The following is a 12,749-nucleotide window of genomic DNA, read 5'->3' on the forward strand; positions in this document are numbered from 1 at the left end:
AACTTCCTGACACTTTTCCCCGCTGAATTTCTGGAAGGTTTTGCCCGGATGCCACTGACTCCCACCCGCGCGCTGACGCGCCTTTTACCGCTGCTGCTGTTTACCTTTACGGTCACCGCTGCGCCGCCGTCTGCCGTGACTGTGACCACGCTTACCCGCGAAAAAATTGCCCATCCTCGCCGCTACCTGGGGCGCGTTGAGGCGTTCCGGCAGGTTGACGTGATGGCGAGAACCGAAGGCGTTATCGTCAAACGCTATTTCAAAAACGGTGAAAATATCCGCGAAGGGCAGCCGCTGTTTGATCTCGATCCGGCAGAGCATCACGCCGCGCTGGCGCGCAGCCAGGCACAGGTCAATCAGGCAGCGGCGCAGGCCCGGCAAGCACAGCTACACCTTGCGCGCCTGCAGCGGCTGGGCGTGGGGACGGCGGTCAGTCAGTCCGAGCTGGATAACGCCCTGGCCGAGCGCGACAGGGCGCGCGCCGCGCGGAAAGAGGCCGAAGCGCTTTTACAGACCCAGCGGCTGAACGTGGCTTTCACCCGCATCGCCGCGCCGATTAGCGGACGCGCAGGCCACAGCGCTATTCACGAAGGCGCATTGGTTAATCCTGCCCGCGGCGCGCTGGTCAGGCTGAAGCAGCTCGATCCCGTGCACGTGGTGATAGCCATCAACGAGCGCGACTATCTGGCCGACTGGCAGAAAACGCTGAAGGGCGATATGCAGCAGGCGAATGAGGCGATAACGGCCCGCATTCAGCTGGCCAATGGCGCTGCTTACCCTTACAGCGGCCGTTTCTTTGCGCTGGATAATCATATTGATAACCAAACCGGCACCGTGGCCGTAAGCCTGGCCTTCGCCAATCCGCAACACCTGCTGCTGCCGGGCGGCATGGTGGAGGTGCAGCTTCAGCCGCCGGCGCAGGAACGGCTGTTGCTGCCCGCGCCGGCGCTACAGCAGGACAGCGGCGGCTACTTCGTGTTTCGGGTGGATCGGCAGCAGCACGTAGAGCAAGTCCCTGTTGAAGTCGGCGCGCAGATTGGACAGCGCTATATCATCACCGCCGGCCTTGCCGCAGGCGATCGGGTTATCGTTGCGGGCACGCAGCGCGTCAGGCCGGGTATGCAGGTCGCCGCCAGCGAAGCGTTATAAGGAAGCCTATGCTGAACTTTTTTATCAGGCGGCCTAAATTCGCCATGGTGATTGCGCTGATTATCACGCTGACCGGCGCGATGGCATTGCAAGCGATCCCGGTTGAACAGTTTCCGCAGATCACGCCGCCCGTGATTAGCGTGTCGGCGATCTATCCCGGCGCCAGCGCCCGCGACGTGGCCGAAGCGGTGGGCGGGCCGGTCGAGGCGCAGCTCAACGGCGTCAGCAATATGCTCTACATGGAGTCCACCAGCAGCAATAACGGCAGCTATCAGCTGAGCATTACTTTCGCCAGCGGCACCGACCCGGATATGGCGGCGGTGGAAGTACAGAATCGGCTGTCGCAAATCAGCGCCCGCCTGCCTGCTGAGGTCAATCAAAACGGCATCGCCGTGCGGAAACGGGCCAGCAATATTCTGATGAGCATCAGCGTGCTGTCGCCGGGCAACAGGCTTGATGCGCTCTCTCTCAGCAACTACGCCTCGGTGCGTCTGCGCGACGCGCTGGCGCGTATCCATGGCGTAGGCGACGTGCAGGTCTTTGGCGCGCGCGATTACAGTATGCGTATCTGGCTCGATCCGCACCGCATGGAGGCGCTAAACATCACGACCGATGACGTGATGCAGGCACTAAGGCAGCAAAACGTGCAGGCCGCCGCCGGGCAAATTGGCGCCGCGCCAACGCCTGCGACCCAGCAAACCGTACTGACCGTCAGCGGCCAGGGCAGGCTGCTGACGCCGGAAGCCTTTGCGCAGATTGTGCTGCGCAGCAACGCACGCGGCGGCATGGTGCGTATTGGCGATATCGCCAGCACCGAGCTGGGCGCGCAGAATTATCAGATTAACGCCGCGCTGAACAATACGCCGGGCGTTTTTCTGATGGTCTATCCCGCTCCGGCCGCCAATGCGCTTAGCGTGGCGAAAGCGGTGCGGGCCGAAATGGCGGAGCAGGCGCGGGTTTTCCCACAGGATATGGCGTATCAGATCAAGTTTGACGCCACTACGCCCGTGACCGCCACGCTGCATGAGATCGCGCTTTCGCTGCTTGTCACGCTGGTGGTGGTGCTGGTGGTGGCCTGGCTGTTTTTACAAAGCCTGCGCGCGACATTTATCGTGGCGTTGACCATTCCCGTTTCGCTGCTGGGCACCTTTGCCGTGCTGCTGGCGGCAGGCTACTCGGCCAACACGCTGAGCCTGTTCGCCATTATCCTGGCGCTGACCATCGTGGTGGACGACGCCATCGTCGTGGTGGAAAACGTCGAGCGCCTGATGGAGGAGGAGCCGCTGCTGTCGCCAGCCGAGGCGACGCGCAAGGCGCTTGCGCAGATTGCCGGGCCGGTTATCGCCACCACGCTGGTGCTGCTGGCGGTGTTTGTGCCGACTGCCGTGCTGCCCGGCATCGTGGGCGAACTTTATCGGCAGTTCGCCGTCACGCTGTCGGCGTCGATGGTGCTGTCCAGCGTTTGCGCGCTGACGCTGACGCCCGCGCTTTGCGCCTGTCTGCTGCGGCGGCGCGTCGTGCCGACGACAGGGCCGCTGGCGAGCCTCAACCGTTTTATCAACCGGACGCGTGACGGCTATGTCGCGCTGACGCAAAAAATTAATCGCTACGCCATCACCACGGCTGCGGTGATCCTGGCGGCAGGCGTCGTGACCTGGATGAGCTATCAGCAGCTGCCCGATGGCTTTCTGCCGCAGGAAGATGAGGGCTACCTGTTTATCAACGTTCAGCTGCCGGAAGGCGCGGCGCTGCCCAGAACGCAGCAGGTGATGGAGCAGATGTACCAGGTCGTGAAGAAAAATCCGGCGGTGGCGGACGTGATCAAAATCACCGGTTTCAGCCTGCTGGGCGGCGGTAATTCGCCCGACAGCGGCTTCGGCATTGTGCTGCTGAAAGCGTGGCACGAGCGTCCATCCATCGCGCAGCTTTTGCCGCCGCTTCAGCAGCAGCTGGCCGCCATTCCTGCCGCCACCATTATGGCTTTCGTGCCGCCGCCGGTCAGCGGTCTGGGCAACGCTGCCGGTTTCGATCTGCGTATTCAGGCGCTGGAAGGACAGTCGCCGCAGGCGCTGGCGCAGGCGGCCCACGCCGTGATTACGGCGGCGAACCAGCATCCTCAGCTTAGCCGGGTATTTACCACGTTCAGCGCGACGGTGCCGGAAATGAGCCTGACCATCGACCGCGAGCGGGCCGCGCTGATGCAGGTGCCGGTCAGTCGAATTGTTGCCGTATTGCAAACCGCGTTCGGCGGCAGCGAGGCGGGCGACTTTACCCGGAACGGCCGCCAGTTTCGGGTACAGGTGCAAAATGAGATGCGCTTTCGTCAGCACAGCGAGCAGCTGCTGGCGCTGACCGTGCGTAGCGACACGGGCGCGCAGGTCAGGCTGAACCAGCTGGTTACGCTGAAGCCGTCGCTCGGCGCGCCTTACATCATGCAGTACAACCAGTTTCCGTCGCTGGCGATCGGCGGCGGCGGCGTGCAGGGCGTCAGCTCAGGGCAGGCGATGCAGGCGATGACCGAAGTGCTGGCGCAGCATCTGCCGGAAGGCTACAAATACAGCTGGAGCGGCATGTCGTATCAGGAGCAGCAAACCGGCAATCAGGCCGTGCTGATCTATCTGGCGGCGGTGCTGTTCGCCTGGCTGTTTATGGTGGCGCAGTATGAAAGCTGGAGCGTGCCGCTGGCGGTAATGCTGTCGGTGGTTTTCGCCGCCGCAGGCGCCGTAGCCGGCCTGCATCTGATGGGCTTTACCAACGATGTCTATGCGCAGATTGGGCTGGTGTTGCTGATGGGCCTGGCCGCCAAAAACGCCATTCTACTGGTCGAGTTTGCCCGCGATCGCCGCGCCAGCGGCGTGCCGATCGGCCAGGCCGCGAAGCAGGCCGCCAGCCAGCGTTTTCGTGCGGTAATGATGACCGCCATTTCCTTTATCGTCGGCGTGCTGCCGCTGGTGATGGCCAGCGGCGCCGGCGCGGCCAGCCGCCGGATTATCGGCATCACGGTCTTTAGCGGCATGCTGGCGGCCACGCTGTTTGGCATTTTATTTATTCCCGCGCTCTGGCTGCATATTCAGCGCCTGCGGGAGTGGCGCAAACGGCCCCGGGGAACGCGTTAATGGCCCACCATGACAGGGCATTGAAAGCCGTTGTGATGCTGGGCATGTTGGTCATTATTTTTGCGGGCATCCGGGCGGGGGCCGATATCGTGGTGCCCTTTATTCTGGCGCTGTTCGTGGCGGTCATCCTCAATCCGCTGGTGATGTTGTTGCAGCGGATTGGCCTGCCGAGGCTGCTGGCCGTTGCGCTGATTATCGGCATTATCGTGCTGGCAAGCGTTCTGCTGCTGACCACGCTGGCGGCAATGCTTAACGACTTTGCCCGCACGCTGCCGCAATACCGGCTGGTGATGCTTGCCTGGCTGGAAGAGACGCGGCAGCTGATGGCGCGTTTTGGCGTGCCGTTCTCTTTTGGCGAAGCGATGGCGCTGGCCGATCCTAACGCGGCCATCAACCTGGTCAGTCGCCTGGTATCGCAGCTTTCCGGCGCCATCAGCGGCATCTTTCTGCTGCTGATGACGGTGGTGTTTATGCTGTTCGAAGCGCCGCTGCTGCCGGGAAAGCTACGGCGGATCCTCAGCCGACCCGGCGATGGCATGGCGGCTATCCAGCAGGCGCTCGACAGCGTAAGCCGCTACCTGATCCTGAAAACCGCTATCAGCCTGCTGACCGGCGTGGTGGTCTGGCTGCTGCTGTGGCTGATGGGCGTGCGCTTTGCGCTGCTGTGGAGCGTGCTGGCCTTTGCGCTGAACTACATCCCCAATATCGGCTCGGTTATCGCCGCCGTTCCGCCTGTGATCCAGGCCTTAATCTTTAATGGCAGTTGGGAAAGTGTGGTGGTGGCCGTCGGCTATCTGCTGATTAATCTGGTGATTGGCAATATGCTGGAGCCGCGCTGGATGGGGCGCGGGCTGGGCCTGTCCACGCTGGTGGTTTTTCTGTCGCTGATTTTTTGGGGCTGGCTGCTGGGGCTGGTCGGGATGCTGCTCTCCGTGCCGCTGACCATCGTGGTGAAGATAGCGCTGGAGCAGACGCCGGGCGGCGAACGGCTGGCGCTGCTGCTCAGCGACGGCAGGCCTCCTGGCGACGGCAGGCCTCACAGCGTCTGATTAACGCGCTGCTGCATCCAGAACCAGAACGGATTGGAGGCCTGGCGCATCAGCATATCCAGGCTGACCATCAGCACGCTGCGCTCGCCGCGCGGCGTCAGGACGCCAAAGCTGACGCCAAACTCGTTCGGCCGGTCGGGCTGACGGCCATACAGCGAATCGCTGAACGGAAAGGGCAGCGCCACGTGCGAGAGGGAATAGACGTCCGCCGGATAGCGGACGCCCAGCGGCACGCTGGTGGTCACCTTGCTGCCCGCGGGCGTGGTGCGGGCAACGGCATCGTTGCTGGTCGGCGCCGCGTTGGTCACCAGCGTAACGGCGTAATTGCGCGGCGTCGCCGGCAGCAGATTATCCGCCGCGTGCAGCGCCGTGGGACGCATCAGCGGAGAAAGCGCCACCGAACGATTAACGTCGAAAAGCACCAGCTCGCTGCCGTTAGCGGGCAACAGATTATAGAGGCCGCGCACCACGGCGGGCGTGCTGACCGTCGCATCGGCCACCGACTGGAAGGTCAGCACCGGCGGCAGTTTGTCCAGCAAACGGCTGGCGCGATCGCGGTGCAGCTGACTTTGCAGCGCGCTGGTCAGCAGCCACGACTGCCGCGCCGCTTTTACCGGAAAGGAGTTGTATTTAAAGGGATTGAACTCCGGCAGGATGCTCAGCCAGGCCGAACGGGCAAACGCGGGCAGCAGAGAAGGCAACCCGGCCAGGCCCGCGTAGCGCGCATAGCTGCTGACGCCAATCATCGGCGAAATCAAAATTAGCCGGTTCGGCACGGGCAGCGAGGGATCTTCCAGCGCGTCCAGCGTATATTTCATCGCCAGCGCGCCGCCGTTGGAAAAGCCCATTATTTGCAGCGGCGCGCCCGCCGGAATGCGCCGATGGGCTTCCCGCACCGCCAGCCTGGTGGCCGCCAGCCAGTCTTCCCATTCGGTTTGGGTCAGCGCCGCCGGGACGGTGCCGTGACCCGGCAGCCGGATGGCGACCACCACATAACCATGCTGCTGATAATCTGCGGCGAAATGTCGCAGGCTATAGGGCGAATCCGTCAGCCCGTGCAAAAGCACCACCGCACCGCGAGGCTTTCCCTGCGGCAATAACTGATAAGAACGGTTCCAGTCCGTGGCGAAACGCGCCGGATAAACCGGGCTTTTCTCCGCATAACGGTTATAGCTATCCGCGCTGTCTTCCGACGGTCTGACGTCGATTTTCATCCGGGCAAAGATCTGCTGCTCATTGCGCAAATAGGCGGACCAGTCGCTGCGGTCCATCTGACGGTCGCTCATTTCGGCAGGCAGCCAGGTATGCCACGGCTCCAGGGCTGGCCCGCGCTCGGTAACGGCAACACGCAGCGCCAGCAGCAGGAAGGCCAGCAGGACAACCAGTAACACCAGGCGTCTTATCCAGAATCGTGTGCGTTGTAGCATGGCTGTTCCCGTTGGCAAATTTGCGCAGGAAGTATAGAGGAAATCAGGACGATAGCGTTGATCGTCATCATTCGCGCTGGTGTGCCGTACCCACCAAGTGACCCATTAAATCGCACTCGTTGAGTCAGGGTTTAGATTAACTCAGCGGTTAGTTACGGTTATAAATTAGTTTAATATATTGATTATAAATGAAAAATAATTGTTTACGCTGAAAAATTCGCTCGCCGCCGTCTGGGTTTACTTCCCCGGTAAGCGGGATTATAGTGGCGGCGATTTCCTTAACGGAGCCAATAATTGGACAGTCATCCTTTACGTTTTAACTCATAAGGCAGGCTACGCCGTTTGCTTGCCGATAACCGGTGGGCACTGTTTTTCTCTCTCCTGAGCATTACGTCCCCGTCATAACTTTTTTCTCCCGCGCAGCCGCCGGGCAAGGATTAACGATGAAAGAACCTCCGACCAGCGACGGGCGATGGCAAACAGGCAGAGTTAAGCGTACACGCTTCCCGTAACGTCCTCTTTTCCTCTTCCCCGCCTCGCCCAATCCTGACCCCAAAAATCAAATCCTCATGCGCAGGGTCGCTTCTCTGCGCCTGAATAAAAATAAAGGATTAGGCACATGAAAAAATCCCGCTCCCGCGATCTGGCTATCGCACACGAAATAAAACTGAGCCTGGACAGCACGCTGGCTCGTCTGCACACCCAACGCCATGGTTTGACCGCCGCTGATGCCAGCGAGCGCCTGTTGAAATATGGCAAAAATGAGGTCGCCACGGCTCAGGCGCCGCACGCGCTGATCCAGCTGATCCAGGCCTTTAATAACCCCTTTATCTGGATCCTGATCGTGCTGGCCGCCATCAGCTTTTTCACGGATTACCTGCTGCCGCTGCGGCAGGGTGAAGAGACCGATCTTACCGGCATTATCATCATGCTGACCATGGTGGCGCTCAGCGGCCTGCTGCGTTTCTGGCAGGAGTACCGCACTAATAAAGCGGCGGAAGCGCTGAAATCGCTGGTACGCACGACGGCAGCCGCTATTCGCCGCAGTAGCGAAAACGCCGCGCCGGTCAGAATGGAAGTTGCGCTACAGGACGTGGTGCCCGGCGACGTGATCTTTCTGTCGGCTGGCGACATGGTGCCGGCAGATGTGCGCCTGCTGACCGCTAAAGATTTGTTTATCAGCCAGGCTTCGCTAAGCGGCGAAGCGGTGCCGGTAGAAAAACATGCCGCGTCAGATCGGTGCCAGCCAGATGACGATCTGCTGAACAGGCCCGATATCTGCCTGATGGGCACCAGCGTCGCCAGCGGTACGGCTACCGCCGTCGTAGTCGCGACAGGCAACCGTACCTGGTTTGGCTCGCTGGCAAAATCCGTGACCGGCAGCCGGCCACAAACCGCTTTCGATCGCGGCGTAAACAGCGTCAGCTGGCTGCTGGTGCGCTTTATGCTGGCGATGGTGCCCGTGGTGTTGTTTATCAACGGCTTTACCAAAGGCGACTGGGCAGACGCCACGCTGTTCGCGCTGGCCGTGGCGGTTGGCCTGACGCCGGAGATGCTGCCGATGATTGTCAGCTCTAATCTGGCGAAAGGCGCCATTGCCCTGTCGCGGCGCAAAGTGGTGGTGAAGCGGCTTAACGCTATTCAGAATTTTGGCGCGATGGACGTGCTGTGTACTGATAAAACCGGCACGCTGACCCAGGATCGCATTATCCTGGCGCAGCATCTTGACGCGCACGGGCACAGCAGCGATCGGGTTTTGCAGCTGGCCTGGCTGAACAGCCGCCATCAGACCGGCGTAAAAAACCTGATGGACAGGGCGATCCTGAGCTTCAGCCAGGGAAAATGGGTGGTTAGCGGGCTGCATCGCTATCGCAAAATCGACGAGCTGCCGTTTGATTTTGAACGCCGCCGTTTGTCCATTGTGGTGGCGGACGAACACGATCGGCAGAAACTGATCTGCAAGGGCGCGGCGGGCGAAATGCTGTCTGTCGCCACGCACTGGCAGGACGGACGCGAACGGCGTCCGCTGGATGAGGCCGCGCGTCAGCAGTGGAGCCAACAGGCGGCGCGCTGGAATCAGCAGGGTTTTCGCGTACTGCTTATCGGCGAGCGCGATCTGAGCGATATGCCGCTAACGCTGCCGCTGCACAAGGATGATGAGCGGGATTTGACGCTTTGCGGCCTGCTGACCTTCCTTGATCCGCCCAAAGAGAGCGCCAGAGAAGCGATTGCCGCCCTGCACGAGCACGGCGTAACGGTAAAAGTGCTGACCGGCGATAACGCCATTATCACCAGTAAGATTTGCCGCGATGTCGGGCTGGAGCCAGGAGAGCCGCTGTGTGGCAGCGAAATCGAGCGGCTGGATGACCGCGAACTGGCGACGCTGGCGGACTCACGCACCATTTTTTGCCGCCTGACGCCGCTGCAAAAATCCCGCGTGCTGAATATGCTGCAACAAAACGGCCATACGGTCGGCTTCCTGGGCGACGGCATCAACGATGCGCCAGCGTTACGGGAGGCGGATGTCGGGATTTCCGTCGACAGCGCTACGGATATTGCGAAAGAGTCTGCCGATATTATTCTGCTGGAAAAAAACCTGATGGTGCTGGAGCAGGGCGTTATCAAAGGCCGTGAGACTTTCGGCAACATTATTAAGTACCTGAATATGACCGCCAGCTCCAACTTCGGCAACGTTTTTTCCGTGCTGATCGCCAGCGCATTCCTGCCTTTTTTGCCCATGCTGGCTATCCAATTGCTGATCCAGAACCTGATGTATGACCTTTCCCAGCTGGCGCTGCCCTGGGACAAAATGGATAAGGCGTTCCTGCGTAAGCCGCGTAAGTGGGACGCAAGGAATATCGGCCGCTTTATGCTGTGGATGGGCCCGACGTCTTCGCTGTTTGACGTCACCACCTTTCTGCTGATGTGGCACGTTTTTTCCGCCAACAGCGTGGAGCATCAGGCGCTGTTCCAGTCAGGCTGGTTTGTCGAAGGTCTGCTGTCGCAAACGCTGGTGGTGCATATGCTGCGCACGCAGAAGATCCCTTTTATCCAGAGCCGCGCGGCGCTGCCGGTGATGCTGATGACGGGGCTGGTGATGGCGCTGGGGATCGCCATCCCCTTTTCACCGCTGGGCGAAGCGGTTGGGCTGACGCCGCTGCCCTGGGCTTACTTCCCGTGGCTGGTAGCGACGCTGCTGGGTTATTGCCTGGTGACGCAGGGAATGAAGCGCCTTTATATCCGCCGTTTCGGCCAGTGGTTCTGAGGAGGAAAGATGAAATATAACAACGCCATCACTGCTATCGTGCTGTTCTTTGTTGCGTTAGTTATCCTGTCCAGCGGCCTGCTGATGATCTTCGGCCACTGAAAAGGAGCAGGTATAGAGCCGGGCGCGGTTGGCAGAAGCTGTAAACGAAGCCCGCCGCGCCGTCGTTAACCTGATCCGGAACCCGCGTGGAGGGCCGGCAAAAGTTTGTTTATACCTTGATAAACCGCAGATAAATAAAGCGAATCACATAGTATTCCAGCGCGCCTAATAGTAAAAACCACAGGCAGAACACCAGCGTATAGAGCTGGCCGACATCGCTGAGATGAAACAGCGTGGTCAGGCGGCGCGTCAGCTCCACGCCAAACCAGGGCGCGGGCAGCAGCAGCGCGGAGAGAAAGCCCAGCATCAGCGTGCTCATCGGCATTAAAAAGGTCAGAAAAGGATTGTTCATAGCGGTTCCGTCTCGGTCAGTGACGGCCATTTTCCGGTAAACGGCTGGCGGGTTCAACCTTGCACGCGCAGGGAATTTTTTCGGCGCTTTTTGGCGATTTTTATCGCGCGTAATTCCCCACCGGCTGAAAGGTCGCTCATCATAACCCGGTAATTCCTTTAGTGTTTTTGCGCCTCTTTTTTGCGCGAAATTAGCATTCGTTAAAAAGTATAGCCAAGGCTATACTTAAACACCTGATTTTATTGTCTTTTTATACGCGCAATCGCGTGGTAGGATGCACGCACATTAAGCCTGAGGGGCTTGTTTCTTCAACAAGAACCGTTCTTTTGATGTCTGGGCGAGAAGATAACCGCCAGACCGGTATAACCACAATGAACCTATATGCAACCCTTATTCTGGCCTTCGGCATGTCGATGGATGCTTTTGCCGCCGCGATTGGCAAAGGCGCAAGCCTGCAGCGTCCGGGTCTGAGAGAAGCGCTGCGCATCGGCCTGATTTTCGGCGCGATTGAAGCGCTGACGCCACTGATTGGTTGGGGCGTAGGCATTGCAGCCAGCCGCTACGTAATGGCATGGGATCACTGGGTCGCTTTTACGCTGCTGCTGGTGCTTGGCGGCCGCATGATTCTGGAAGGTTTCCGTAAAAAGGATGAAGAGTGCGAAGCGCCCCAGCGTCACGGATTCTGGCTGCTGGCGATGACCGCCGTTGCGACCAGTCTGGATGCCATGGCCGTCGGCGTCGGCCTGGCTTTCCTGCAGGTGAATATTGTGACGACCGCGCTGGCGATTGGCGCTTCGACGCTGGTAATGGCTTCGGCGGGCATCCTGTTAGGCCGTTTTCTTGGCCCGGTGATGGGCAAGTGGGCGGAGATTTTCGGCGGCGTGGTGCTGATTGGCATTGGCACCAGTATCCTGGTTGAGCACCTGGGCATCCTGTAAAGGTGCAGACAAAAGACCGGGTTTACCCGTCTCGTTTAGCTTTTGTTTAGGTTCGCTTTCGCATAATCTTGCGAATTATGTGATCTGCTTCAAATTTATTTGCCTGGAAAGTGCGCTTCTTGTATACTTTTTTTGCGTTCTATCAATAAAAGTTGAATTTCAGGTGCAAAAAATGAAAAAAGTTATCAATTACGTGTTCCGTAGCTATGTTGAAACATTTAAACACGTACCGCCAGGCGCTATGTATTAATGGCTCCGGCCCGAAACCCTCGATAGCCGCGGTCAGGGAAAGACCGATGGTTATCACCTGTTATCCCGCTAAAATTTTCTTCGCTTATCCCGTTTTCGACTCGCTAAAACCTTCTTCTCTTATCCCGTTTTTGACTCGCTAAAACCGTCTTCGCTTATCCCACGTTTTAATCGTTTTCAGCTCGCTAACACGCTCTTCGCTTTTCAATCGCTTCCGGTCTGCTGATGACAATGACCGCTTTGGCTTGCTACGCCTGCGTTCTCTGCCGCCCGCCGGTTTTGATGGCGCCACGCAGTCAAAAAGAAGCCGCCGCTGCTGACTGCGTCACAGCCAGCAGGGCGAAAAGCCATTAATCCTGGCTCTGGTACTCGTCCAGCGTAGCGCTCTGACAGGCTTCCATATTCTGGCTGGCCTGCTTCTTCTGGTCTTCGCTCAGATTCATCCAGGCAGCAACCACGGTTCGGGCTTCGTCTTCGTCAAAGTCCGGTTTTTCCTGCGCGGAAGGCGACTGGCCGCGCATGTGCAGCGCTTTCAGCTTGGTGATATAGCCATCCGCCGAGTCGGCTGCTTTATCCTGCGTCACCAGCGTACAAAGGTTAGCGATATAGCCCTGGGCCGGATCGTCTGAGTCTGCAGCCTGCGCTGCGCCAGTTACCGCCAGAGCGGCAAGCAGCAGCATTATTTTTTTCATATTTGCTCCTTAACAAGGATTTACGTTCGGCCGGTTCGGCATGGCCCGTTAAGGATAGCGCTTCCGTAGCGGGCCGGCACCGTACGCCTGAAGAGTAAATACTTTAATTCAGAGCCAGGCTCTGTACCAGTCGATCTGCTGCGCGATGAGGTGATCGAAGCGCGGGCCGCTGTAGCGAGCGTAACGTTTTGCCTCCGCTTCTACATGCAGCTTTTTCTCTGCCGCCGCCACGATATCAAACAGCGCAATGCCCTGCGGCGGCGGATTGACGCGATCGTCGCCCGCTATCACCAGTCCCGGGCAGGAAAGCTGGCTGGTAGTGCAGCGTCTTCTACATGGTCAGAAAGGCGATTTTAGTAACCATCACCGGGAACGGTGTTTTATGGCGCCTGAATAGTTTTAGCGGGAGG

10 protein-coding genes are annotated in these 12,749 nt (G+C 59.3%); 6 read left to right on the plus strand and 4 right to left on the minus strand.

Annotation, left to right across the window (positions count from 1 at the left end; translation table 11 throughout):
- The first annotated feature begins 48 nt into the window (after positions 1 to 48).
- From ACA373_RS17585 to ACA373_RS17595, 3 genes are read left to right on the plus strand one after another with little or no spacing between them, the layout of a single operon-like run.
- The gene (locus ACA373_RS17585; protein ID WP_370734895.1) at positions 49 to 1,149 is read left to right on the plus strand and encodes an efflux RND transporter periplasmic adaptor subunit; all 1,101 of its coding nucleotides are present in this window, start codon (positions 49 to 51) and stop codon (positions 1,147 to 1,149) included.
- An 8-nt stretch (positions 1,150 to 1,157) separates the two neighbouring features.
- On the plus strand, positions 1,158 to 4,265 hold the full coding sequence (locus ACA373_RS17590) for an efflux RND transporter permease subunit (protein ID WP_370734896.1): 3,108 nt from the start codon (positions 1,158 to 1,160) through the stop codon (positions 4,263 to 4,265).
- Positions 4,265 to 5,314 (plus strand): AI-2E family transporter, encoded by a 1,050-nt coding sequence (locus tag ACA373_RS17595; protein ID WP_369895398.1) that lies wholly within the window; start codon positions 4,265 to 4,267, stop codon positions 5,312 to 5,314. The genes ACA373_RS17590 and ACA373_RS17595 overlap by 1 nt, the downstream gene beginning before the upstream one ends.
- On the opposite strand, the gene ACA373_RS17600 is transcribed toward ACA373_RS17595, so the two are convergent.
- Positions 5,302 to 6,741 (minus strand): carboxylesterase, encoded by a 1,440-nt coding sequence (locus tag ACA373_RS17600; protein WP_253456434.1) that lies wholly within the window; start codon positions 6,739 to 6,741, stop codon positions 5,302 to 5,304. The two genes, ACA373_RS17595 and ACA373_RS17600, sit on opposite strands and share 13 nt — an antisense overlap.
- A 619-nt stretch (positions 6,742 to 7,360) precedes the next feature.
- Here ACA373_RS17600 and mgtA point away from each other — a divergent pair.
- Complete coding sequence (gene mgtA, locus ACA373_RS17605) at positions 7,361 to 10,006, plus strand: magnesium-translocating P-type ATPase (RefSeq protein ID WP_370734897.1); 2,646 nt, start codon at positions 7,361 to 7,363, stop codon at positions 10,004 to 10,006.
- 211 nt (positions 10,007 to 10,217) lie between these two features.
- On the opposite strand, the gene ACA373_RS17610 is transcribed toward mgtA, so the two are convergent.
- The gene (locus ACA373_RS17610; protein ID WP_125289315.1) at positions 10,218 to 10,460 is read right to left on the minus strand and encodes a DUF1158 family protein; all 243 of its coding nucleotides are present in this window, start codon (positions 10,458 to 10,460) and stop codon (positions 10,218 to 10,220) included.
- Positions 10,461 to 10,831: 371 nt separating this feature from the next.
- Between ACA373_RS17610 and mntP the strand changes: the two genes are divergently transcribed.
- A complete protein-coding gene (gene mntP / locus ACA373_RS17615; RefSeq protein ID WP_253456428.1) occupies positions 10,832 to 11,398 on the plus strand; it encodes a manganese efflux pump MntP in 567 nt (188 codons plus the stop codon).
- 172 nt (positions 11,399 to 11,570) lie between these two features.
- On the plus strand, positions 11,571 to 11,648 hold the full coding sequence (gene azuC, locus ACA373_RS17620; protein ID WP_367317866.1) for a stress response protein AzuC: 78 nt from the start codon (positions 11,571 to 11,573) through the stop codon (positions 11,646 to 11,648).
- A gap of 349 nt (positions 11,649 to 11,997) precedes the next feature.
- Here azuC and ACA373_RS17625 read toward each other — a convergent pair whose 3' ends face one another.
- Together ACA373_RS17625 and ACA373_RS17630 are read right to left on the minus strand one after the other, a co-directional pair.
- Entirely contained in the window at positions 11,998 to 12,339 is a 342-nt protein-coding gene (locus tag ACA373_RS17625) for a hypothetical protein (protein WP_253456425.1), read from the minus strand.
- A gap of 108 nt (positions 12,340 to 12,447) precedes the next feature.
- Positions 12,448 to 12,630: a hypothetical protein gene (locus ACA373_RS17630; protein ID WP_253456422.1), complete on the minus strand. Its 183-nt coding sequence runs from the start codon at positions 12,628 to 12,630 to the stop codon at positions 12,448 to 12,450.
- Positions 12,631 to 12,749: the final 119 nt, after the last annotated feature.

The organism is Erwinia sp. STN24, assembly GCF_041320675.1.
In the GTDB taxonomy this organism is placed as follows: domain Bacteria; phylum Pseudomonadota; class Gammaproteobacteria; order Enterobacterales; family Enterobacteriaceae; genus Erwinia; species Erwinia aeris.

Coding starts and splice junctions, on each gene's coding strand:
- ACA373_RS17585 (WP_370734895.1), top strand. CDS start 49: ATGCCACTGACTCCCACCCGCGCGCTGACGCGCCTTTTACCGCTGCTG.
- ACA373_RS17590 (WP_370734896.1), top strand. CDS start 1,158: ATGCTGAACTTTTTTATCAGGCGGCCTAAATTCGCCATGGTGATTGCG.
- ACA373_RS17595 (WP_369895398.1), top strand. CDS start 4,265: ATGGCCCACCATGACAGGGCATTGAAAGCCGTTGTGATGCTGGGCATG.
- ACA373_RS17600 (WP_253456434.1), bottom strand. CDS start 6,741: ATGCTACAACGCACACGATTCTGGATAAGACGCCTGGTGTTACTGGTT.
- mgtA (WP_370734897.1), top strand. CDS start 7,361: ATGAAAAAATCCCGCTCCCGCGATCTGGCTATCGCACACGAAATAAAA.
- ACA373_RS17610 (WP_125289315.1), bottom strand. CDS start 10,460: ATGAACAATCCTTTTCTGACCTTTTTAATGCCGATGAGCACGCTGATG.
- mntP (WP_253456428.1), top strand. CDS start 10,832: ATGAACCTATATGCAACCCTTATTCTGGCCTTCGGCATGTCGATGGAT.
- azuC (WP_367317866.1), top strand. CDS start 11,571: ATGAAAAAAGTTATCAATTACGTGTTCCGTAGCTATGTTGAAACATTT.
- ACA373_RS17625 (WP_253456425.1), bottom strand. CDS start 12,339: ATGAAAAAAATAATGCTGCTGCTTGCCGCTCTGGCGGTAACTGGCGCA.